Origin of the sequence: Rhodococcus sp. 05-2254-5 (assembly GCF_002258575.1) — a bacterium.
Classification (GTDB): domain Bacteria; phylum Actinomycetota; class Actinomycetes; order Mycobacteriales; family Mycobacteriaceae; genus Rhodococcoides; species Rhodococcoides fascians.
The window spans coordinates 12,297-35,761 of the sequence record NZ_NOZG01000030.1 but is presented as its reverse complement, the minus strand read 5'-3'; the positions used below and the strand labels follow the sequence as shown (position 1 = coordinate 35,761).

19 protein-coding genes are annotated in these 23,465 nt (G+C 65.2%); 8 read left to right on the top strand and 11 right to left on the bottom strand.

Annotation, left to right across the window (positions count from 1 at the left end; translation table 11 throughout):
• Positions 1–34: 34 nt before the first annotated feature.
• Positions 35–844 (bottom strand): alpha/beta hydrolase, encoded by an 810-nt coding sequence (locus CH278_RS23295; protein ID WP_027497989.1) that lies wholly within the window; start codon positions 842–844, stop codon positions 35–37.
• Positions 845–1,002: 158 nt separating this feature from the next.
• Here CH278_RS23295 and CH278_RS23290 point away from each other — a divergent pair, with 158 nt between their 5' ends.
• Positions 1,003–1,914: a phosphodiesterase gene (locus CH278_RS23290; protein ID WP_027497988.1), complete on the top strand. Its 912-nt coding sequence runs from the start codon at positions 1,003–1,005 to the stop codon at positions 1,912–1,914.
• Here the strand turns inward: CH278_RS23290 and CH278_RS23285 are convergent.
• From CH278_RS23285 to CH278_RS23275, 3 genes are all read right to left on the bottom strand, one after another.
• Complete coding sequence (locus tag CH278_RS23285) at positions 1,911–3,410, bottom strand: stealth family protein (RefSeq protein ID WP_027497987.1); 1,500 nt, start codon at positions 3,408–3,410, stop codon at positions 1,911–1,913. The genes CH278_RS23290 and CH278_RS23285 overlap by 4 nt on opposite strands.
• A 153-nt stretch (positions 3,411–3,563) precedes the next feature.
• Positions 3,564–3,926: a VanZ family protein gene (locus CH278_RS23280; protein WP_094622975.1), complete on the bottom strand. Its 363-nt coding sequence runs from the start codon at positions 3,924–3,926 to the stop codon at positions 3,564–3,566.
• A gap of 10 nt (positions 3,927–3,936) precedes the next feature.
• Positions 3,937–4,605, bottom strand: coding sequence for a class I SAM-dependent methyltransferase (locus CH278_RS23275; protein WP_081701651.1), 669 nt, complete (start codon positions 4,603–4,605; stop codon positions 3,937–3,939).
• An 84-nt stretch (positions 4,606–4,689) separates the two neighbouring features.
• Between CH278_RS23275 and CH278_RS23270 the strand changes: the two genes are divergently transcribed.
• Positions 4,690–5,163: a phosphoribosyltransferase gene (locus tag CH278_RS23270; RefSeq protein ID WP_027497985.1), complete on the top strand. Its 474-nt coding sequence runs from the start codon at positions 4,690–4,692 to the stop codon at positions 5,161–5,163.
• Between the two features lies 1 nt (position 5,164).
• On the opposite strand, the gene CH278_RS23265 is transcribed toward CH278_RS23270, so the two are convergent.
• Positions 5,165–6,199, bottom strand: coding sequence for an NADPH:quinone reductase (locus CH278_RS23265; RefSeq protein ID WP_057472871.1), 1,035 nt, complete (start codon positions 6,197–6,199; stop codon positions 5,165–5,167).
• Positions 6,200–6,296: 97 nt separating this feature from the next.
• Between CH278_RS23265 and CH278_RS23260 the strand changes: the two genes are divergently transcribed.
• Positions 6,297–6,806, top strand: coding sequence for a mycothiol transferase (locus tag CH278_RS23260; RefSeq protein WP_027497983.1), 510 nt, complete (start codon positions 6,297–6,299; stop codon positions 6,804–6,806).
• A 3-nt stretch (positions 6,807–6,809) separates the two neighbouring features.
• On the opposite strand, the gene CH278_RS23255 is transcribed toward CH278_RS23260, so the two are convergent.
• Together CH278_RS23255 and CH278_RS23250 are read right to left on the bottom strand one after the other, a co-directional pair.
• Positions 6,810–7,304, bottom strand: coding sequence for an SRPBCC family protein (locus CH278_RS23255; RefSeq protein ID WP_094622974.1), 495 nt, complete (start codon positions 7,302–7,304; stop codon positions 6,810–6,812).
• Positions 7,301–8,125: an SDR family NAD(P)-dependent oxidoreductase gene (locus tag CH278_RS23250; protein WP_094622973.1), complete on the bottom strand. Its 825-nt coding sequence runs from the start codon at positions 8,123–8,125 to the stop codon at positions 7,301–7,303. Before CH278_RS23250 ends, CH278_RS23255 begins: the two co-directional genes overlap by 4 nt.
• Positions 8,126–8,226: 101 nt before the next feature.
• Here CH278_RS23250 and CH278_RS23245 point away from each other — a divergent pair, with 101 nt between their 5' ends.
• Positions 8,227–9,273: an iron-siderophore ABC transporter substrate-binding protein gene (locus CH278_RS23245; RefSeq protein ID WP_094622972.1), complete on the top strand. Its 1,047-nt coding sequence runs from the start codon at positions 8,227–8,229 to the stop codon at positions 9,271–9,273.
• A gap of 184 nt (positions 9,274–9,457) precedes the next feature.
• Here CH278_RS23245 and CH278_RS23240 read toward each other — a convergent pair whose 3' ends face one another.
• Both CH278_RS23240 and CH278_RS23235 read right to left on the bottom strand, forming a co-directional pair.
• Positions 9,458–10,885, bottom strand: coding sequence for an HNH endonuclease signature motif containing protein (locus tag CH278_RS23240; RefSeq protein WP_094622971.1), 1,428 nt, complete (start codon positions 10,883–10,885; stop codon positions 9,458–9,460).
• Between the two features lie 574 nt (positions 10,886–11,459).
• Positions 11,460–12,932, bottom strand: a complete 1,473-nt coding sequence (locus CH278_RS23235; RefSeq protein ID WP_094622970.1) for a cryptochrome/photolyase family protein — start codon at positions 12,930–12,932, stop codon at positions 11,460–11,462.
• A gap of 127 nt (positions 12,933–13,059) precedes the next feature.
• Between CH278_RS23235 and CH278_RS23230 the strand changes: the two genes are divergently transcribed.
• The 4 genes from CH278_RS23230 to CH278_RS23215 all read left to right on the top strand — a co-directional run bounded on the left by CH278_RS23230 (position 13,060) and on the right by CH278_RS23215 (position 16,764).
• Positions 13,060–14,712 (top strand): alkaline phosphatase D family protein, encoded by a 1,653-nt coding sequence (locus tag CH278_RS23230; RefSeq protein ID WP_094622969.1) that lies wholly within the window; start codon positions 13,060–13,062, stop codon positions 14,710–14,712.
• Between the two features lie 18 nt (positions 14,713–14,730).
• Positions 14,731–15,573 (top strand): oxygen-dependent tRNA uridine(34) hydroxylase TrhO, encoded by an 843-nt coding sequence (gene trhO, locus CH278_RS23225; RefSeq protein ID WP_094622968.1) that lies wholly within the window; start codon positions 14,731–14,733, stop codon positions 15,571–15,573.
• 3 nt (positions 15,574–15,576) lie between these two features.
• Positions 15,577–16,452 (top strand): pseudouridine synthase, encoded by an 876-nt coding sequence (locus CH278_RS23220; protein ID WP_094622980.1) that lies wholly within the window; start codon positions 15,577–15,579, stop codon positions 16,450–16,452.
• 96 nt (positions 16,453–16,548) lie between these two features.
• Positions 16,549–16,764, top strand: coding sequence for a hypothetical protein (locus tag CH278_RS23215; protein WP_032383864.1), 216 nt, complete (start codon positions 16,549–16,551; stop codon positions 16,762–16,764).
• Between the two features lie 123 nt (positions 16,765–16,887).
• Here CH278_RS23215 and CH278_RS23210 read toward each other — a convergent pair whose 3' ends face one another.
• Complete coding sequence (locus CH278_RS23210) at positions 16,888–22,365, bottom strand: ATP-binding protein (RefSeq protein ID WP_094622979.1); 5,478 nt, start codon at positions 22,363–22,365, stop codon at positions 16,888–16,890.
• A 414-nt stretch (positions 22,366–22,779) separates the two neighbouring features.
• The gene (locus CH278_RS23205; RefSeq protein ID WP_027497972.1) at positions 22,780–23,451 is read right to left on the bottom strand and encodes a TetR/AcrR family transcriptional regulator; all 672 of its coding nucleotides are present in this window, start codon (positions 23,449–23,451) and stop codon (positions 22,780–22,782) included.
• Between the last annotated feature and the right edge of the window lie 14 nt (positions 23,452–23,465).

Here is a 23,465-nt window from a genome sequence, read left to right as displayed (position 1 = left end):
AGGTGGTCGGGCCCGTTCTCGTCTCTCGGACGCGTCAGCTACCCGAATCCGCCTGCACCACAAGGTCGGCCACAGCTGCGGGGTTGGAAACCAGGATCGCGTGCGAGCCCGGAACCTCGGTCACCCGGGCCCCGGCCCGCTGCGCCATGGACCGCTCGGCGGAGGTCGGGATGATCTGATCCTGCTGGGGGATCAGCGCCCACGACGGGGTGTGCGCCCAGGACGGCGGACCGCTCGGTTCGAGCAAGGCACCGGCAGCGATGGTCTTCTGGTGAGCGGCCATGCGGGCGGCCTGCTCCTCGGTGACGTCGGGGGCGAAGAACGGACGGAACAGCGCGGGCGTGATGTACGAGTCGACGTTCTTGCCGATCAGGTTGGACGAATCGTCGACGATAGACAGCCCGATCACCGGTGGGACCAGAGCCGTCACGGGGAATCGGAACGGGTCGAGTTCGAGTGCGACGGGTTCGCCTTCGACCGGCATGAACGCCGCGACGTAGACCAGAGCCTCCACGTTGTCCGCGTGCACGTTGCTGATCACCGTGCCGCCGTAGGAATGGCCGACCAGCACCACGGGCCCGTCGATGTTCTCGACGACGTCGGTCACCGAGGCCGCATCGATCGCCGGGCCGCGCAGTGAGTTCTCGGCGGTGACGACGGGGTAGCCGCGGCCGCGTAGGTCGGCCGCGACACCGTCCCAGCTGGTGCTGTCGGCGAAGGCACCGTGCACGAGGACAACGGTCGGCAGGCCCTGCGCAGCGGCCGGAGCCACCCCGATCCCGAGCATCGTGCCCACGGTCAGTGCCGCGGCTGCGAGCAGGGAGGTCCACTTGGAAGACGTCATGTTCTCAACCTGCCACACGCCAGGAGTTTCCACGGTGTTCACCGTCCGGATTCGACCAGCTTTTTCTCAGTGAACGCTCGTATGCTTGGCTTGTGGCAGTGGCGTTCGCCCGACCGGGTGATCGTGAAACGGTAGGTCCGATCGTGAGCGAGAGTTCGATGAAGTCTCGGATGGCCGAGTACCCACGTCCCCATCACTGCTTGTTGCACATCAGCGACACGCATCTCGTCGACGGCGGCGGTCGCTTGTACGGCGGCGTGGACAGTGAGTTGCGGCTCGAACAAGTGATGACCGATGTTCGGAACTCGGGGGTGCGGCCCGATGCGTTGGTGTTCACCGGTGATCTGACGGACAAGGGCGAGGCGGGTGCCTACGAGAAGCTCCGCGCTCTGGTCGAGCCGGTGGCCGAGGAGCTCGGCGCGCAGATCGTCTGGGCGATGGGCAATCACGACGACCGCGCGACGTTCCGTCGGACCCTGCTCGACGCGGAACCGAGCGGGCAGTCCATCGATCGCGTGCACGACGTCGACGGGCTTCGCATCGTCACCCTGGATACGACGGTCCCCGGAAAGCATCACGGTGAGCTCGCCGACGAGCAATTGGCTTGGCTCGCAGACACTCTCGCAACCCCTGCCGAGTTCGGCACGATTCTGGCGATGCACCACCCGCCGGTACCGACCGTGCTCGATCTCGCAGTTCTGGTCGAGCTCATCGATCAGCCGCGCCTGGCGGACGTGCTGCGCGGCAGCGACGTGAGATCGATACTCGCAGGGCATCTGCACTATTCGACGACAGCGACGTTCGCGGGTATCCCCGTCTCGGTCGCGTCGGCCACGTGCTACACCCAGGATCTCAATGTTCCCGCCGGCGGGTTACGCGGTCGCGACGGAGCCCAGGGCTACAACCTGGTTCACCTCTACGACGACACCGTCGTCCATTCGGTGGTACCGACGGGCTCGTACGACACTGTGGGAGAGGCAGTGTCGGCAGAGGAGACCGCGCGCCGGCTCGACGCAGCGGGAGTGACCATTGCCGACAGCGCCCGTCGAAAGTTGTTCAGCGACGCCTAGTTCTGGGTGCGTTCCCACGGCGCGACGATGGGGAAGTACTTGTCCAGGAACTGCGTCACGGTGCGCGTGCGCAGATCGAGGTCGACCTCCGGGAAGCTGCCGTCGTTGAGGCAGAAGAAGTCGACCGATCTTTTGGGCAGCAGCTTCTCCATCAACTCGAGACCCGCGACGGACGTGGTGTCGATGTACCGAACCTTCGCATCCTTCTGGACCACGGCGCGTCCGCTCATCAGCGCGTAGTAGTGGTACAGCGAATTCGTGACCGAGATGTTCGTACTCGCGCGGAATGCACTGGCAGCGGTGGAGGCGAACTCGTCGGGGAACTCGTTCTCCATTTCCTGCATCACGCTGCGGCGCAACGGCGTTGCCGCATGCTCGAGGTGCCGGGTGGTCGTCATCCCGAAGCGGTCCTGCAGGATCCGACGGTTCACGCGTGCCGCGTTCTCGAAGCCGCTGCGGTCGGCGTCGCTGTAGCCCAATCCGATTCGCGTCGTCGCCTCGATGAACATGCTGATTCCGCCGGGGGAGAAGAACATCGACGGGCTGACGGGGCGACCGAAGAACATGTCGTCGTTCGAGTACAGGAAGTGCTCGGACAACCCGGGGATGTGGTGCAGCTGGCATTCGACGGCCTGCGAATTGTGCGTCGGCAGTACGGAGGTATCGACGAAGAACGCCTCGCTCGGCACGAACGTCACCTTGGGATGGTCGGCGAGCCACGCCGGCCTCGGGGAGTCGGTGGCGACGAAGATGCGCCTGATCCACGGTGCGTACAGGTGAATCGACCGCAGTGCGTACTTCAGTTCGTCGATCTGCCGGTACCGGGCGGCCGAATCGTCGCCTTCGCCGACGACGTAGTTCGCCATCCGGCGGGCGCGTTGAGCCTGGAATTCCGCGGACGAACCGTCGACCCACGAGAACACGATGTCGATGTCGAAATTGATGTCCGACGCGTGGTCGGCGAACATGTTCTCGATGGTCGGCCAGGTTCGGCCGAAGCGCTCGACGGTGCCGCGGACGGCCTCGTCGGGCCGAATGTTGCGGCGAGTGAGCGAGTTCTCGATCGGCAGCACGATCTCGGACGGTGAGAACGACCACAGCTCGATCTGCACCGCGGTCGATGCGCCGTAGTAGAGCCCGCTGAACGGCTCGACACGTGGGCGGTAGAGCCGCACGATGCGTGCGTTCGACGACGGCGACAAGGTGCCATCGGCTACCAGTACCGCTTTTCCGCGGGCGTCGACGGTCTTGGAGTAGAAGGGCTCGGCGCGGCAGGCATGCACCAGGGCCGTGGTCAGTGCCTCGCGAGCGGCCAGTTCTATGGCGATGACGGGACGCTCGTCATTGCCGCGCACCAGTAGGTACTTGATCCGCGCGGCGTCGAGCACGGCGCGCACGAACAGCAGATCTTCGACCATCGCCTGGTGCGGGGTGGTCGAGGTGATGGTCAGTGCGTAGCGGCCGTCGTGGCTGACGACGTCGGACCGTTCGCTCAAGCGCGCGGCGGCAGCGTCGGATTCTCGGGTGACGGCATCGTTGGTCTCGTGCTCCGGTGGAACGAGGTAGATATCGTGCGGGGCAGAAGACGAGGTGATGACGTTCCTTCCGGAGTGTTCGCGCTGGACGAGGAACCCCGGTGCCGTCTCAGTCTAGTGCAGGTGCGGTGCCTTGTGGACGCGCTGCGGTAGAACCCTGCTCGCTGCGACCAGGCCCAGTGCGATACCGACGGCGTCGGCGAGTGCGTCGGCGGCCGATCCGGAGCGACCGAGCGGCAGGATCGCCTGCAGGAACTCCGACAGCACTGCGAACGCCGACACCCACAGTGCGGTGCTGACCCAGCCGACGCCGGCGAGTCGGGAGGTGTAGGCGAGAGCAGCGAACAGGATGCAATGAATGATCTTGTCGCTGTGCTGAAAGCCGGAAGGCACCCCGGACGCGGGGGTGAAGAGAACGATCAGCGCGACGACGAACGTGACGGCCAGGGGAATTCGGTACGTCGACTGCGAGATCACTGCGAAGAGTTTACCGGCGCTGCAGCACCACCACTGTGTCGATTCGCTCGTCGCCGTCCGGCGTCGTCCGGGTGCGGTGTTCGGCGTGGATCACCTCGAACCCGTCGCCCGCCGCAGCGACGACCGGTTCCGGTGCGAACAGTCGGTGCTTGGCCGGATGCTGCGAGGCGTGGCTGTCGCTGGGACTGTGCCCGACGATCAGTAGACGGCCCTTCGTCGCGACCGCCGCGGCGAACCTGCGGGTGGTCAGTTCCAATTCGTCCGGCGGCACCTGCAAGAAGTGCACCGACACCAGATCGAACGCCGCGGCCGGGGGAGTCCAGTCCAGAACGTCTTCCTGACGCCAATCCACCGCGAGCGTCTGTGACCCGAGTGCCTGCTGTGCGGCGCGAGCGCGGCCGAGCGCCACATCGGAGATGTCGACGCCGGTCACGTTCCATCCTTCGCCGGCCAGCCAGAGTGAGTCGGCACCTTCACCGCAGCCGATGTCCAGGGCGCGGCCCGGAATCAGCTCGGACGCTTCCTGTACCAACACGGCGTTGGGATTTCCGCTCCAGATGGCGGTGCGTTGGTTGTAGAGGTTGTCCCAGAACGATTCGTCGAAGGCACCGTTCTCGAAATCCGGTTCCGGGTGGGTCGGGTCGGCTGGATGAGTGTGCGCAGGTGTGTGGTCGGCCATGGTTCGAGACTGCCCGCTGTCGTCCCCGAGCGCAAACGAATTTGCTCATTCGGCAAAAATAGGCCTTGGGTAAAGTAATCCGTCATGACCGAACCGGAACGCGAAGTACTGACGTGGGAGACCTTCGGAGACGCCTCGCGCGATCTGACGAAGAAGATCGTGGGCGACGGGTTCGTTCCGGATATCGTCATCGCGATCGCCCGCGGCGGACTCATCCCTGCCGGTGCCATCTCCTACGCCATGGGCGTCAAGGCTGCCGGGACCCTCAACGTCGAGTTCTACTCCGATATCGAAGAGACCCTGCCTGATCCCGTTGTGCTCGAACCACTTCTGGATACCGACGCGATCGTCGGCAAGAAGCTGCTCGTGGTCGACGACGTCGCCGATTCCGGCCGCACCCTGGCGCTGGTGATCGATCTACTGAAGGCGCACACGGCCGACGTGCGGTCGGCCGTGATCTACACCAAGCCCAGAACCATTGTGCAGCCGGACTACTCGTGGCGAGAGACCGACAAGTGGATCAATTTCCCATGGTCCACGTTGCCGGTCATCACCTGAGTTATTCGGTGGAGACGTCGATCAGCACTTTGCCGACGGTTCCGTTCTCCACGGCGTCGTGAGCAGCCGCGGTCTCGCTCAGCGGGAAGCGGTGCAGAGGGAGTCCGGTGGCTTCGCCCACCTCCAGCACACCTGCTGCCGCCGCTGCGCTGACGTCCGCCTCGGCGTTGCGCAGAGCCTCGTCGCCCACGGTGTAGAGCAGCACGAACTGGTAGCGAGTGTTGAGCACCATGTTCGGCCGGACGTCGAGGGTGATGGTGTCGCCGCCGTTGTTGGCGTAGACGGCTACGGATGCTCGGTTCGCTCCCACGGCCGCGTTGAGTGCGGCGTTCTGTGCGGGAGCGACCTCGACCACCAGATCGATTCCGCCGGGCACCAATTCGCGGATGTCAGCGGCGGCGTCTCCGGTCTTGTAGTTCACCACGTGGTGCGCGCCGGCAGCGGTGGCCAGTGCGCCCTTCTCCGGTCCGCTGACGGTCGTCACCACGGTCGCGCCTGCCCAGCGGGCCAATTGGATCGCGGCATGGCCGACGGCACCGGCGCCACCGGCGACGAGAACCGACTTGCCCTCCAACGCCCCGGGATGCAAGCGAGACGGGCCGTCCTCCGACACCGTCAATGCGCGGTGTGCCGTCATCGCGGGTACGCCGAGGCTCGCGCCGACGTCGAAGCTGACGCCGTCGGGCAGAGCCACCACACGGGACGCGGGAAGGTTGGTGAACTTCTGCGCCGTTCCGGTCGGGCGCTGATGCTGGGCCAGGTACACCCAGACGCGATCTCCTACGGCCAGCCCCTCGACATCAGGGCCCACGGCGTCGATCACTCCGGCACCGTCCTGGTTCGGAACCACCTCGTCGAACGCCAGCTTCTCGCCCGGTCCGGAACCGGTCCTGTTCTTCCAGTCCGTCGGATTGACGCCCGAGACCACGACGCGCACGCGCACTTCGCCTGCGGCCGGCTCGGTCACCTCGCGATCTTTCGGTTCGAGGACGGACGAATCGCCGGTGCGGGTGTACACAATTGCTGGAGAAGTCATACCGGGTTCAACGCGCCTGGAGGGCGCCGATGTTCCCTTCGCGGCAATCGGGGTATGCATGACTGGCTATCAGTGCTCGACGAAAGAGGCGTACTCGATGAACCACAACGACCTGCTGACCGACGCATTCGGTCGAATAAAGGAACTCGTTCACTCGGTGTTGGACGACATCCCCGCTGCCGCGTTGACCTATCGGCCCGACGCCGATGCCAACAGCATCGCGTGGTTGCTGTGGCACCTGACGCGTGTGCAGGACGACCACATCGCGGGTGTGGCCGGGAGCGAACAGGTCTGGACGTCGGACTCGTGGTTCGAGCGTTTCGGATTGCCGTTCGACAAGTCCGACATCGGGTACGGCCAATCGTCCTCCGACGTGGCTCAGGTCACCTCGAGCGCCGAGTTGTTGCGCGAATACCACGACGCCGTGCACTCGAAAACCGTTGCGTACCTGAGCGGTATCTCGACCGACGATCTGGACCGAATCGTCGACGAGAACTGGGATCCGCCGGTCACGTTGGGTGCGCGCCTGGTGTCCGTGGTCTCCGACGACCTTCAGCATGCCGGGCAGGCGTCGTACGTTCTCGGCCTGTACACCCGGCAGGCCTAGCCGTCAGGCGTAACGCTTCTGCAGGTTCTCCAGCGTCTTTCGGATGTTGCGACGCTGGAACTGCGGGAATGTCTTGCCGCTGGTGACGATCTTGTCGAACACGAGCGCCAGGGCATCGGGCCATTTCGTTCTGTCGTCGGTCCAGGTTTCGGTGACCTTTGTGCCGCCCGCGACCGGCTCGAAGTCGTATCGCCAGGTTGCGTTCGCGCCCTTGATCTTCGGAGCGCTCTTGCCAATGGCGTGGACGCGGAACTCGAAGGTCTTGCCCGGGTCGGCTGCGGTCACGGTGCAGCGAGTGATCCACTTCGCCCTGCCGCGCTTGTTGGTTCCGTCGAATACCATTCCCACGTAGGCGCTCTCGCGAGGATCGTGCACGGTGGCACCGGTATTTTCGGGACTCCACCGGCCCCTCTTGGTGGGGTCGCTGATCGCAGCGTAGAGGGTGTCGGCGTCGGCGTTGACTACGACGCTGTCGGACACCGTGAACTCGCGGCTCATGAGGATGCGCCGTTCTTCAGGCCTGGATGAATACGAGTGAGCATGGGCACCAACAATGTTCGCGGAGTGATCTGGGCGAAGATCGATCCGATGCGGTTGGCGGGCCCGGGAATCGACACCATCCGTCCCTTGGTCATGTCGTCGACGGCGGTCTTGGCCACAGTTTCTGCCGACACCCACATGATCGATGGCAGTGCCTTCTCGGCGTCGTCTTTCGCGAAGCCCGCGGCCTCGCCGAAACCGGTTTGCACCGGTCCCGGGCACAGCGCGGTGGCGGTCACGCCGGTTCCGCGCAGTTCTCCGGTCAGAGACTGGGTGTAGGAGAGAACGAACGCCTTGCATGCGCCGTATCCGGCCTGGCCGGGAAGCGGCTGGAACGCGGCGGTGGAGGCCACGTTCAGCAGAGCGCCGCGTCGTCGCTCGGTCATGCCGGGGAGGAATCGAGTGCAGAGATCGGCGACGGCAACCACGTCGACCTCGATCATGTTCATCTCTGCTTCGGGGTCGGATTCGACGACCGGGCCGAGCGTCGACAGCCCGGCGTTGTTCACCAGGATGTCCGGTATCAGTCCGAGTTCGGTGATGCGCCCGAGCAATTCGGCGCGGGCGGCGCGATCGGACAGGTCTGCTGCGAGCACCTCGGCGCGTACTCCCCGCGAGCGGAGCTCGTCCGCAAGCTCGTCGAGCTTGTCGGCGCGGCGGGCGACGAGGGTGACTCCGTGACCTCGGGAGGCGAGTTCGCGAGCGATGGCGGCACCGATTCCGGAAGACGCTCCGGTCACGACGGCAGTCCGGTCGGGTGCGGGGCGAGGAAGGCTCATGCCCCCACCGTAGCGAACGCCCGCTGTGCAGCGCATTTGAATCCGGATGAGAGGTTAGCCTAGGGTTACTTTAAAGTCCCTTTGCTTGTCGAAAGGTAACCATGTTCTCTGTTTCACCGACCGGTCGACGGACTGCGCGCCGCGCAACCCTGCTGTCCGCGCTCACGGTGTCGGCCCTTGTGGTCGGTGCGTGTTCGAGTACCGATACCGCTGAGGAACCACAGGCGGGCAGCGACTTCGCGGCCGTCACCATCGATTCGGCGCTGGGTCAGGCCGTCATCACCGAGAAGCCGGAGCGCATCGTGACGCTCGGCCAGGGCTCGGCCGAAACGGCGATCGCGTTGGGTACCGTCCCGGTGGGCGTCGAGGAGTATTCCTGGGGTGCCGACGACACCGGCTACCTCCCGTGGGTGCACGACGCGGTCACCGAATTGGGTGCCGAGCTTCCTCAGCAGTTCACGGGCGGAACCGAATTGAACATCGAGGCCGTCGCGGCTCTCGAACCGGATCTGATTCTGGCACCGTGGTCCGGCGTCACGCAGGATCAGTTCGACAAGCTCAGTGCCTTCGCCCCGGTGGTCGCCTACGAGGAGAAGCCGTGGACCACGACGTGGCAGGACCAGATCACCGTCATCGGCAAGGCCATGGGCGAGGAGCAGAAGGCGGCCGAGGAGATCGGCAAGATCGAAAACCGCTTCGCCGACGCTGCCGCCCAGCACCCCGAGTACGCGGACGTGAGCTTTTCGTACATCTACAACACCGGTCCCGGAACGCTTGGAGTGTTCCTCGCCGACGAGCAGCGCGTCGCGATGGTGCGCGGTCTCGGGCTGCAGGTCGATCCGGTGGTGAACACGCTCGACGAGACCGAGGGCACCGACTCATCGGTGATCGGCTTGGAGAACGCGACTCTGTTGAACGATTCCGACTTGATCTTCACCTTCTACTCAGATCCGCAGAACCGCACCGACACCGAGAATCAGCCTGCCTACAAGCAGATTCCGGCCGTGTCCCGCGGTTCGGTCGTTGCGCCGACGGATCAGTCCTTCGTCACCGGGTCGTCGATAATCAACCCGCTGACAGTGCCGTGGGCACTCGAGCGCTACGTCCCGATGATCGACGAGGCGGTCGCGAAGCTAGACGCGAAGTAGGTCACCGGTCGGTCGATCGGAGCGGAGACGAACAGGATCGGCTTCACGCAGGTCGTGTTACATGCGCAGTAAGCACGCAGTGTCTGATCGAAACACCGAGCTCGACAATCTCTTCCAGCCCCGCACCGTGTTCTCGGTGCGGGGCTGGTGTGTTTGTGTGGGGCTGGTGCGTGTTTGCGCGGGCCTATGCGATGTGGGGGCCTGCTCGGGCGTGGGATTGTCGGGGTTGTCGGTAGGGGTCGACGGTGGCCGGTGGTACGAACCAGGGGTGCTGATCGGTGCCGATGAACACTTCCCAATCGGAGTGGTGGATGAGTCGGTGGTGGAAACCGCAGAGGAGGACGAGATTGTTCATGTCGGTGGGGCCACCGTCGGTCCAGTGCCAGATGTGGTGGCCTTCGGTCCAGGCGGCGGGTTTTCCGCAGCCGGGGAACGCGCAGCCGTGATCGCGGGCGGTCAGTGCGCGTTTCTGTTTCGCGGTGACGGTACGTGCGGTGCGGGCGAGGTTGAGTGGGTTGCCGTTCTCGTCCATGACGATGGCGGTGAGGAGGCAATCGCAGGCGAGTTGGCGGGAGGTCTCGCGGGAGAGGGGTCCCATCCAGGGCAGCCACCCGACCGACGTGCCGTCACCGAACAAGTCGCGATACGCGCCGCGGTCCTGGCTCGGTCCGGCAGCGCTGTCGGTCTCGAGTTCATCCGCCGCGTCCGACTCGGTCGGGTCGGATCGTATTGGGTCGGAGTGGATCGGGTTGCCGGCGTCGATGTTCACCGGGTTGGCTGGATCGGCGTTGTCGGATTCTGCTGCAGCGCGGGTGGTTTCGTCGTCGGTGATGTCGTCGGTGTTCTGACCGCTCAGGCTGTGGAGGTCCTGCAACCGGATGTGCAGGTTGATGTGCGGTCTTTCGCCGCCTTCGGTGGGGCGATCCTTGGTAGCAAGGTAGTGGTCGAGGATCTGCCCGAATGCCTCGGCGCGGCGTTGTGCGGGACTGCGTTCGTCGGGGGTGCCGTCGGCTGCGGGCCGGGGTTCGGTCAACGGTGAGAGTGCGGTGAATAGCTTTTCTGCGGTGACGGCATCGAAGTCGGCTTTGAGGCAGAGGCGTTGGTTGAGCATCTTCGATGCGAACAGTTCGTTGCGGTCGGTGTCCTCGGGGGGCGGCTTGTCGCTGCCGTAGGTGTCTTCGAGTTTGGTGATCGCTTCACGGATCTTGTCGGTGCGTGCCCCAGGCCCGGTGGCGGCGGTGATCATCGCGGTGCGGGCGATATCGCGGCCCTCTTGAGGGAGGTTCTTCGGGGGTGTTTCGGCGAAGGTGAGGATCAGGGCGGCGTGGTCGATGGTCATGACGCCGGTGTTGACGGCGTCGGCGATGTCGGGGAAGTTCTTCAGTCCGCGGGCGAGGGCGACGATCTTGGTGGCTTTGCTGGGGGTGAGGAGGGTGGTGGAGGTGAGCCAACCGGCGGGTCCGGGGAAGCCGAGTTTCTCCCGCGAGACGCGGGTGTCGATCTCGGCGACCAATGCGATCCGCCGGGCTTCCAGCAATTGGATGTCGTGGGAGACATCAGCAGCGTCGGCGAGCAGTTCTGCTTCGCTCAGTTGCCAGATCTCCGTGGTCATGGAGATAAGTGTATCGAACGTGTGTTCGATAGGCAATGATGGTGCAATCGAAAACTATTGCTGTGCATAAGGATTCGATAATCCGAACCTGTCGGTGGCGCATGGTAAAGGCTCGATCTCTCCGGCGACCGCACAAGACCGCGATACTTCGACGAGAAGTACACCCGAGCATCGGTGCATGTGGACCGGACCCATCGACCCCGAACGTTGCCCGAGTACCGAGCCGGGGTGAGACGGCAAATTCTGCGGCGGTGTGATCTCGCGATGACGATTCGGTGCAGAGCGCAATGCCCCCGAGAGTCCGCTCGGTATCGCCGACGGCGTCGCCCGAACCTGCGCTCGAGCGATCTGCCAATTCTGCTGCTCTACTCAGTTGTTCGGGGATCCTCTGTGCGCGGCGGACTGAATGCACTGTCTGCTGCGACAGGTGGAACACGCTCGGTCCTCGTGGCAGCGTCTCAGCCGGCGTGGTGGGCGTCGCGCAGTCGGTGCCCACGACGCCGCGCAAGGCAGGGCTGATCTCACTGCCGCCGAGCCTCCTCCCGAGTCGATACTCGCGATAGTCGAGGGCGCGTCAGTACACCTCGCGTTGGCGTTCCTGTTCCAGCACCTGCTCGAGGTCGTTCAATCGGTTCATCGACGACACCTGTCGCGCGGTGCGGTGGTTCAGTGCCAGCATCTCTCGGTGTCGGTGGACGAAGGCCCAGTAGCCCGCGGTGAAGGGGCAGGCGTCGTCTCCCAGCCTCTTTTTCGGATTGAATTCGCATGTGCCGCAGTAGTCGGTCATGCGGTTCAGATACGCCCCACCCGAAGCGTAGGGCTTGGTGGCGATCAGTCCACCGTCCGCGTGCTGGCTCATGCCGATGACGTTCACCGGCATCACCCAGGCGAATCCGTCGACGAAAGCCGTGGCGAACCACTCGGTCAACGCTCGTGGGTCCCAGGCATGTTGCAGCGCAAAGTTTCCCAGGATCATCAGCCGCGGAATGTGGTGCACCCAGCCGCGGTCGCGTACGCCGTCGACGGTACTGGAGAGGCACTTCGCGACCACCGCATCGCCGTCCAACTCGAGAAGCCAATCCGGTAGTGGCTCATGGGCTTCGAGTTTGTTCCGTTCGAGGTACTCCGGCCCCATATGCCAGTAGAGGTGCCACACGTATTCGCGCCAGCCGAGGATCTGCCTGATGAAACCCTCCACGCTCGCGAGCGGGGTGCCGTCGCGATGGGCGTCCTCGGCGGCGTGCGCCACGTCCAACGGTTGCAGCAGACCGAGGTTGAGCGGGACCGACAACAGCGAGTGCGACATCGTCCAGTCGTCGGCCATCACCGCGTCCTCGTATTTGCCGAAGTCGTCCAAGCGATAGTTAACGAAGTGCGCCAACGCTTCCGAGGCCTCGGAGGCAGTTACCGCGAACACTCGTGGCCCGTCGACTCCGACTGTGTCCAGCTCCCACGAATCGAGATCGGCACGCACCTCGTCGTCGATGGCATCCTCGGTCGGCCACCACGGTTCTTCCACGCCGAGGGTCAGCCGACCCTTCGGGGGTGGCGACTGATTCTCGGCGTCGAGGTTCCATTTGCCAGAGACCGGGTCGGCACCGTCCATCAGCACATCGAATCTCTTGCGCTGCTCGCGGTAGAACGTCTCCATGCGGAAGGTGCCGCGCTCGGCCGCCCAGTCGGCGAACTCGGCCCGGGGGAGCGCGAACATCGGCGTCGGCAGTATTTCCGAGACCAGACCCTCCTCCTGCAAGGCAGCGACGAACTTCTCCGCCGCATGCGAGGTGGGCTCGAACACCACCACGGGCTTGCCGTACTCGGCCAACGCTTCGCGATACGTCTCGGTCTGCAGATAAGTGACGCGATCACCCAGCTCGTCGGCCAGATGACGCATCCCCGAGAGCACGAGATGGAGCTTCTGTCGGTGGTATCGCCGACGGCGGAACACGCGCCGGGACTCGATCATCAGCACGTCTCGCTCGGCATGCTCGTCCACGGAGTGGAAGTGCGGGCCGAGCTGATCACCGAACAACCACAGAGCGTCCATTCTCGGAGTGTTCTCCCGCAGCGACGACGGCAAACCAGCGTCCGCAGCATGGCCGGCTGGTGAACACTGTGGCCGACCCAGGCGCGCCTTACTTGACCACCGACGATCCATCGCATGGACTGACCCGATGCCCGCTGATTCTGCGCTGTCCAGAAGAACGTTTCTTCGCTCGTCGTCGGTGGCCGTTGCCGTGGCCGGAGTCGTCACGACACTGCCCGCGGTCGCCCACGCCCAGGGCAGCGACCGAGGCTTTCTGCACGGGGTGGCATCGGGAGATCCGTTGCCCGACGCGATCATTCTGTGGACCCGCATCACCCCCACGCCCGACGCCACCCCAGGCTCCGGCGTCGGCCCGCAGGTATCGGTGACCTGGCGCATCGCCCGGAACGTAGACATGAGTGGCGTCGTCGCCTCCGGAACCGTTTCCACCGGCCCCGATACCGATCACACCGTGAAAGTCGACGTCGACGGCCTCAGCGCAGACACCACGTACTTCTACGACTTCCGGACGAGCGACGCGGCATCGGCCGTCGGCACCACGCACACCGCCCCGGCCAACGATGCCGACATCGATGCGGTGCGTTTCGGCGTCGTCTCGTGCTCCAACTGGGAATCGGGGTACTTCGGTGCCTATCGCCACCTGGCAGCCAGGGGAGACCTCGACGCCATCGTCCATCTCGGCGACTACATCTACGAGTACGAGACGGGCGGCTTTCCGGGGCGCGACGGCGTCGTCCGGCAGCATTCGCCCACCCACGAGATCGTCACCCTTGCCGACTACCGCCAGCGGCACGGTCAGTACAAGTCCGACCCGGATCTGCAAGCAGCGCACGTCGACGTTCCGTGGATCTGCACGTGGGACGACCACGAGTCGGCCAACGACGCGTACGACGGCGGCGCCGAGAACCACACGCCGGCCACCGAGGGCGATTGGTACACGCGCAAGGCCAATTCGGAGAAGGCCTACTACGAGTGGATGCCGGTCCGGGCAGCAGGCACTGCCACCAACCGTCACCTGTACCGCAGGCTGCGGTTCGGCAACTTGCTCGAACTCTCGATGCTGGATCTGCGCACCTACCGCTCGCAGCAGGTGTTGCCGTTCAACGGCCCCGAGGTCGATTCACCGAACCGCACCATCACCGGTGCCGAGCAGATGCAGTGGCTCACCGACGGCATCGTGTCGTCGCCGACGCAGTGGAAGATCGTCGGCAACCCGGTGATGATCACGCCCACTCTGATCCCACCGCTCGATCGAGACGCAGCCAAGGCAGTCACCTCACTCCTCGGAATCCCGGAGGGCGGCTTGCCCTACAACGCAGATCCCTGGGACGGCTACACGGCCGACCGCCGCAAGCTGCTCGGTGCGATCGTCGATGCAGGCGTGGACAACACCGTCTTCATCACCGGCGACATCCACTCCGCTTGGGCCTGCGAGGTACCCCTCGACGCAGCGCACTACGCAACGACGGAACCGGCTGCCACCGAGCTCGTCGTCACCTCGGTGAGCTCGGCCAACATCGACGATCTGACGCACACTCCGCCGCACACGCTGGGCCGGGTCGCCGAGGAAGCGTTCAAGGCGCTCAACCAGCACGTGAAGTTCGTCGACCTCGACAGTCACGGTTTCGGCGTCTTCGAGGTCACCAAGACGGCGGCTCGGATGGACCACTGGTTCCTCACCGCCAAGGAGGATCCGCGGACCGGCGTGTACTGGGGAGCGGGCTTCACCGTAGACTCCGGCACCCAGCGGCTTCGGGCGGCGGCACCGCCACTGGGCTGACCCGCCATACTGGACGGCGTGGCTGTACCGAAAATCGTCCTGTTCTACGTGTTCACTCCATTGCCAGATCCCGAGGCGATCCGGCTGTGGCAGCAGACGCTGGCCGCGTCCAACAACCTGACCGGACGCATCCTCATCTCCGAACACGGCATCAACGCGACGGTGGGCGGCGACGTCGACGACGTCAAGAGGTACGTCCGCGGCACCCGCAGCTACCCGGCCTTCAAAGCGGCCGACATCAAATGGTCCGACGGCCTCGGCAACGACTTCCCGCGACTGAGTGTGCGCGTCCGCGACGAGATCGTGACGTTCGGTGCCCCCGGGGAACTGAAGGTCGACGCCGACGGCGTGGTCGGCGGCGGAACTCATCTGAGTCCGGAGCAGGTGCACGAGCTCGTCGATTCCCGTGGCGACGACGTCGTCTTCTTCGACGGCCGCAATGCCTTCGAAGCGCAGATCGGCAAGTTCAAGAATGCAGTGGTCCCCGACGTGGAGACGACGAAGGACTTCGTCTCGCAGCTCGATTCCGGTGCCTACGACCATCTGAAGAAGTCGCCGGTGGTCACGTACTGCACCGGGGGAGTGCGGTGCGAGGTCTTGTCCTCGTTGATGGTGGCCCGCGGTTTCGAGGAGGTCTACCAGCTCGACGGCGGAATCGTCCGATACGCAGAAACTTTCGGCGACGACGCGCTCTGGGAGGGCTCGCTCTTCGTCTTCGACAAGCGGATGGCACAGAACTTCTCCGACCACACCGCCGTCATCGGTCGCTGCAGCGCCTGTGGCAATCCGACCTCGCGGTACCAGGACTTCGACGGTGATGCCGGCCGTGGGCTTCGGTTGATCTGTCTCGAGTGCGCCTGAGTGATGCTGCCCTTTCGAGACGGTCTTGCGCCTCTGAGACTGCTTCTACCGCATGGTGATCCGGCCACCACCATCGTCGAATATCTCGAACGTGAGATGCCCGACGACGATTGGCGTCGGGCAATCGGCGACGCCGAACTGGTGGACGAGAAGAGTCGGCCCATAACTTTGGACACTCGCTACCGCGCCGGTAGCCAGGTGTACTTCTATCGTGTTCCGGCGCACGAGGTTCCGGTGCCGTTCGAGATCGGCATCCTGCACGAGGACGAAGATCTGCTGGTGGTCGACAAGCCACATTTCCTCGCCACCATCCCGCGTGGTCGGCACGTCACCGAAACCGCGACCGTGCGGCTGCGCAAGCAGTTCGACTGCCCCGACCTCACGCCCGCGCATCGACTCGATCGCGCCACCGCTGGAGTGCTGCTCTTCACCAAGACCAAGCATGCCCGACGGCCGTATCAGGAACTCTTCTCGACGCGCAACGTCACCAAGGAATACGAGGCCGTCGCGGGTTTCGATGCAGCACTGCAGTTTCCGTGCGTCGTGCAGAGCAGGATCCTCAAGGAACACGGTGTCATGACGGCGTACGAGGAGCCGGGGGAGCCGAACAGTGAGACCCGCATCGAGCTCATCGACACTCTCGGCGACCTCGGCCGCTATCGACTCTTTCCCAAGACGGGTAAGACCCATCAGCTGCGAATCCATCTGTCGTCATTGGGGATTCCCATCGTCAACGATCCGTACTATCCGGTGTACACATCGACTCCCGCCGACGACTTCACTCGGCCGTTGCAGCTCCTGGCCCGGGCACTGGACTTCATCGACCCGCTCACCGGCGAACAGCGGCGATTCGCCAGCGCCCGAGAACTCCAGCTCTGACGCCCAGGAGTCGTTCGTTCGGACGATGGTGACAATTCGGGCGCGAGGTTAGCGTGACGAGCAGACATGTCCGATGGAAGCACAGAGGAGAACTGCGTGAAGCGTCGTATTGCTGTTGTGTTGGGAGCTGCCGTCATCGCCATAGCGTCGCCAGCGGTCGCGGTGGCCGATACCGGAAGCGCGAGCACCGGTAGCGCGAACGGAGTGTCGAGCTTGTTCTCGGATCTGTCCCGGTTGTGGGAGGCCTGCTCGGTGACCATCTTCACCGGTCAGTGCACCGGAATCGTCGCAACGGACGTGACCTACTGGTAGTGCACGCCCTGCACTGAACCCCCAACCGACAAACGCGCGCGCATTCGCCGGACGCTTACGGAACAGGTAACCATTCCGCTCGCATCCAGCAAACGCGCGCGCGTTTGCGAGAAAACCCAGGCCCTACTTCGCCAACGACCGCGCCATTCCGCGTTCGACGGCGGCGACCAGCTGCGGGCGTAGTTCGGCGGCGGGGACGATGTGGTGCACCGATCCGACGCTCTGTGCGCGCTGGATGTTGTGGATGGCCTCGAATTCGGCGGCCACCTCACCCAGTTTGGCGTTGCGGGCGTTCGCTCGCACGGTGGCCAGCTCGACGCGCAGTGCCGAGCGGGTGGCGTCGTCCTCGGCGGCGTTCAGTCGTGCTTCGAGCTCCTTGACGTCGGCGTCCGCTGCGGTGCGGGCGTTGACGTCGCGGGTGAACACCACTGCGGCTGCCGGGGCACCGCCGAGTACGGAGGCGAAGGAGCCCTCGACCGCGAGGACCTCCATGTTGTCGTTGAGTGCTCCGGAGAACACCACGAACGCGCCGCCGTGGTAGCGCGAGACGACACAGAACACGACCGGTCCGTCGAAGTTGACGATGGCGCGGCCGATTTCGGCGCCGTATTCGAGCTGGATGTTGCGCAGCGATTCCGGTGATCCGTCGAAGCCGGAGAGGTTGGCCAGCACCACGATCGGCCGGCTTCCGCTGGCAGCGTTGATGGCGCGGGCCGTCTTCTTCGACGAGTTCGGGAACAAGGTTCCCGAGGTCCACTGATCCGGGCCGTCGGACGGGAACCAGCCCTTGCGGGGGATGGCCCGCGACTCGATGCCGATCACGGACACCGGGATTCCGGCGAGGTGGGCGTCGAACACCACCGAAGTGTCGGCGTCGGCCATGTCGGCCCACCGCTCGAGCACCGAGTGATCCTGGTCGACCACGGCGCGCATCACGGTACGAATGTCGAACGGCTTCTTGCGGTCCGGGTTGGTCACCGAGGAGAAGATGTCGCCGACGGTGGTGAAGTCGCTCGACGGGTGGACGTGCGGGTAGGTACGAACGTCGCGCTCGGTCGGGTCGGCCGTGGCTGCACGGCGTGGGAAGCGTTCTCCCGGTGCGGCATACGCGTGATCGTAGTGAGCGAACAGGATGTCGCATGCAGCCCGCAGGTTCGGTGCCCAGTACTGCGCCTGGCCGTTGGGGCCCATCACGCGGTCGTAGCCACCGATACCGAAGTTGTCCTCGGCCGAAACGCCGCCGGAGTAGTCCAGGGACTGCTTTCCGGTGAGCACCATCGCACTGTCGGGGGTCATCACCAGGATGCCCTTGGTGTGGGTGAGCATCGTGGCTTCGGCGTTCCAGTACGGCTGCGCGCCGACGTTGATGCCCGCGACGACGATGTTGATCTCTCCGCCGGCCTGGGTGAAGGTGATGATGCGACGCAAGCCGCGCGAGACCCAGTCCATGTTCTCGGTGCCCGATTCCATGGAAATCGTTGCGCCGGAGGACAATGCGAACCATTCGACGGGGGCACCGAGTTGCTCTGCGAGGTCGATGGCCGCAACGATCCGCGAGCATTCCGCCTCGGCGACGGTGCCGAGCGCCTTGGTGGGGTCACCGAAGAGTGCGACGCGGGTGATGCCCTCGGGGTACTTGGCGGTCGGGGTGGTGGCCACACCGACGATGACGCCCGCGGAGTTGCGGCCGTAGGGACGATCGACCGGGGCGAGCACGCCGTCGGAGTCGAAGTCGTACTCGGTGAACGTGCCACCGTTGCTGCTGAGCAACGGAATCAGCTCGTACGGGTACACGGTGCCGCGGGCCTGGGACCGCTGCACCTTCTGGGTGTACTCGTCGAGTGGACGCATCGGCTCGGTCGGCGGCGGCGTCACCTTGGCGACGATGCCGGCACCGGACCGGTACGACAGGCGCAGAGCCACCTCGCGCGGCGTTGCGCCCGGTGTTTCGGCCAGGCGTGCGATCAGCGTGATCTCTTCGAGTCCGGCTCCGATGGTCAGCGGTGCGATGTGCCGGGCGATGGTGGCGATGCGGTCGGCGGGCACGTTCAGTACCGGCCAGACGTAGAGCACGACGCGGTTGGCGTCGAGACGCTTCTTGCCGCGTCCGGCCTGTGCGCGGCGGATGCCGTCGAGGCAGGCTGCGACGGTGCGTTCGATCTCCGGCACGGCGACGATGTTTCCGGCGTCGTCCAATTGTGTTGTGATGCCGCGGATCTCGGCGAGGGCGACGAGTCGCTCGTCGGACGGGTTGGCCTTGGACGTCAGGTGGAACAGGTAGGTCCCGGCGCTGGCGGGCAGGCGAACTCCGTCGAAGTTCTTCAGTCGCCACAGGTCGAGTCGCTGACCGGTGAGTGGGTGCATGTCCCGGATGATGGTGTCCTCGGCGAGGGGCTCGGATCCCTCGACCGTGGTGCGGCGGTACGTCATCTTTCGCGTGACCGCGCCGAACACGGTGACCGTGACCCGGCGCCAGCGGCCGGAGCCGGAGTGGGCGGCCAGAACTTCTTGCAGTCGGGCCGAGAGCACGTCGCCGTCGGCGGGGGCGTCGGGCCACGACAGGTACAGATCGACGGCAAGGTTTTCCGGCGACGGGCCGGCGATGTCCTCGACGGCGTCGAGAGTCGTTGCGAGGGAGTCGAAGTCCGTCGCGGTCGAGATCAGATGCAGTCGTTCGCCCGAGAGCTCGAAGTTGCCGGTGACGAAGTGCTTACCGTCGCGGTCGAAGGCCTTGACATCCTCGAGGGTGCGAATTTCGTAGTACTGACGGGTGATCACCTCGAGCAGAGCACCGGGATCGGTGATCCGTTGTGCCAGAAGCTCGATCAGCGGTTCCGGTGTCGCCACGAGAGCGGCTACACGAGCCGAGTAGTCGGCTGCGTCGGGGTTCTCGGCCAGGTACTGCAGGCTGCCACGGACGCCGTCGTAGACCTTCTCGCGGGCGATCCGGATCTGCGGCTCGTCGAACAACCGGAAGCGCAGGTTGCGGGCGACGTCGCCGATGACGGGGTAGCGGGCCTGAGTGGCACCGATGAGGCGCTCGAGTACCTCGGCCATGGCCGGGGTGGCTTCGGGCTGGGCGGAGGAGTCGCTGAGCCAGTGGCCGAGGAGGGCCGCGATCACCGGAACCTGGTTCTCCATGCGCTGCAGGGCGAGGAAGACGCGGTAGACGGCCTCTTCGAGAGCCGGGGTTCGGCCCTCGTCGATGGCAGCGTCGTAGTGCGCGAGCGCGCGAGTGAGCTTGGCGCGGAACGACTCCGGCAGACCTTGGACGTCCGCGTCGAGCGAGTGCAGGAACGAGTGGAAGTGCTCGCGGGGGGAGTGGACTCGCTCGTCGCCCGTCTCCTCGTCCATCGTCGGACGGTTGCGGGAGAGCTCGCAGATGTCGGCGAAGGTGTTCAGCAACGCCAGTTCGGCGGTGACCAGCTCCGAATCGTCGCGTGGCACCTCGGCACGCAGAGTCTCGTAGGTGGACAACAGGTTTCGAGCCCGGGCACCGCTGACGTCGAAGCCGGTGATGAGGGCAGCGAGTTCGTCGAGCCGGTCCAGTGCGCGACGCTGCGGCGAGCGCTGCGCGGCGTCGTCGACGCCACGGAACTGCACCCGAGGTGCCTGCTCGGAGACTTTCTGTTCTCCGGCCTGATCGACGCGCAGCAGTGCAGCTCCCGCGTCGACCTGTCCGTTGACCGAGGCCAGGACCTCACGCACGGTGCCCGCGTACGGGGACCGGACGGCAGTTTCCATCTTCATCGATTCGAGGACGACAAGGGTCTGTCCTGCTTCGACCTCGTCGCCGACGGCGACCGGGACGGCGACGACGACAGCGGGTGCAGGCGCGCGGACCAGCCCGGCCTCGTCCTGGGAGATCTGGTGGCTGATGCCGTCGACCTCGACGAGGAAGTGGGCGGCTCCGGCGACGGTGACCACCTGGTAGCGGCGGTCACCGATGACGAGGCGGCTCTCGTAGGTGCCGAGGCGCTCGACGTCGACCTGCAGTTCGCCGATGCCGTCGCTTTCGATGCTGTAGCGGTGAGTACCGGTCTGGCCGACCTCGAGCTTGTAGGCCTGGCCCTGGTAGTTCAGCTCGACGGTTCGGCCGATGGCGTGTGTCGCGCGTGGGCGGCCGCCGCGAGCGGAGTTGAGGAACGAGGTGCGTTCGCGGCCTTCTTCGGCGTCGTAGGCGTCGATCGCTGCGGCGATGATGGCGATGTCGGCGACGGCGGTCGGCCCCACCTGGGAACCTGCTTCGGTGCGGTCGAGCCAGCCGGTGTCGGCGGAGGCGGAGATGACTTCCTCGCGGTCGAGCAGGCTGAGCAGGAACGACTTGGTGGTGGTGCCGCCGTCGATGACGACCGTGGTCTCGCGCAGTGCGTTGCGCAGTCTCGCCAGCGCTTCGCTGCGGTCGCGGCCCCAGGCGATGACCTTGGCGACCATGGAGTCGTAGTCGGGTGGGATGACGTCGCCCTGGGCGATGCCGGTGTCGACGCGGATGCCGGTGCCGAGGGGGAACTTGAGCAGCTCGACGGTGCCGGGGGCCGGTGCGAAGCCGTTGTCGGCGTCCTCGGCGTTGAGGCGGGCCTCGACGGCGTGACCGAACTCGGGCGGGCAGTCGCCAGGCAGTGCCTGGCCGTCGGCGACGAGGATCTGCAGCTTCACCAGGTCGATGCCGGTGGTGTATTCGGTGATCGGGTGCTCGACCTGCAGGCGGGTGTTGACCTCGAGGAACGTGAAGATCTTCTGCTCGGGCTGGTAGAGGTACTCCACGGTGCCCGCGCCCTGATATCCGGCGGCCTTGACCAGCTCGGCCGACGCGGTGCGCAGCTGATCTGACTGTTCCTTGGTCAGCAGCGGGGAGCTGGACTCCTCGATGACCTTCTGGTTGCGGCGCTGAATCGAGCAGTCGCGCACACCGGGGGCCCACACGTTGCCGTGACTGTCGGCAATGACCTGGACCTCGACGTGCCGGGCATCGGTGACCAGACGCTCGAGGAATACGACGGGGTCGCCGAACGAGCGCTCGGCCTCACCCTGGGTGCGTTCGAGGGACAGTTCGAGTTCGTCCTCGTGGAAGACCTTGCGGATGCCGCGGCCACCGCCGCCCGAGCGGGCCTTGATGATCAACGGGTAACCGATCGCCGCGGCGTGGCGACGGGCGTCGGCGCGGGTCTCGACGGGGCCGCCGGACCACGGTGCGACGGGAACGCCGACCTTTTCGGCGAGAATCTTGGCCTCGACCTTGTCACCCAGCAGGCGCATCGCGTCCGCGGACGGGCCGATGAAGGTGATGTTCAGGCGGGCGACCAGGTCGGCGAACGTCGGGTCCTCGGCGACGAAGCCCCAGCCGACCCATACGGCGTCGGCCCCGGATTCCACCAGTGCCGCTTCCAGCACGCCGTAATCGAGGTAGGCCGAACCGCTCGCCGGCTTACGCAGCGTGACCGCTTCGTCGGCCAGGCGGACGAACATGGCCCGCTTCTCGGCCTCGGTGTGCAGCGCTACGGTGCGGATGCCGTAATCGTGTTCGGCGTTGAGCTCTCGGACGGCTCGGATCAGCCGTACTGCTGCCTCGCCTCGGTTGACTACTGCAATCCGCTTGAACAACGTATCTCTCTTCGCTCGGTGTAGGCGCACATCGCGTCGGTGCACTCGATGGGAGGTGGGTCCGGCTGGGCATGTCCGTTTGATGGTTGTCGGGTCGTTGCGCAGGCTCCGGTCCTGCGCCCATGCAGCACTCCGGTCGACTTATTCTAGCGGCAACCGGGCCCTGTGCCGTGCCAACGGCGTTCGGGGTGAGTGTGATTGATCACGAACGAGCCAATTCAATTCTGTGACAACACATTCCGTACTGGACATTTTCTTTCCTCTGCCTCACGACAGATTCGTACTCACGAGTAGCGTTGTCGGGACGCATAATTCGTGATTCCTCACCATCTCTGGCTACCGGCGAGTACATTACCGACGGGTACAGGTCGACGAAGGTGGTTTCGGACGAGCAGCAGGTTGCCGAGGAGGCGTTCATCCGGTGTGTCCGACGCTCTTGTCCGGTATCCGCAACGCGTTGACCCACAGCCTCGTCGCAGTGGCGAGCAGCGCCTCGTAGTCGGCGTCGGGATTGCCGTCCTCGGCGTCGACGACGAAGTGGTTGAACGCGAGACGACTGATCATCGACGACAGCGCGCGGGAGGCGAGCAGAGGGTCGAGGTCGGTATCCGCCACGCCGCGTTTCTGCAGGCTCTCGATACTGCGTGCATTGCGTCGAACGAACGCGTCGGCGCGTTCGCGGCGCAGGCGGCGAAAGTCTGGATCGATGTTGGAGACCTGCTCGAGCAGTGCCATCAGCTTGGCGTTGCGCCGATATGCCTCGAAGTAGGCCCGGTTGCTGGCTGCGATCACGGCAGCGGGATCGTCGTGCGGGTCCACCCGTTCCGTGCCGGGGTGCAGCATGTCGTCCCTGGCCTGTTCGAGCACCGCGGCCAGAATCTCTTCCTTGCTGATGAAATACGTGTAGAAGGTCCCAGCCGAGCAGTGCGCGGCTCTGGTGATGTCGATCAGCCGGGAATCGAGGTAGCCGCTGTCCTCGAACACGCGTCGGGCGGCTGCCACCAAGGCGGATCGGGTCCGTAGCCCGCGCTGGGTCGTCGGCCGGCGAGTCGGCTGCTCCCCTTCGGACACCGGTGCGGCAGGCATTCAGTCTTTATACG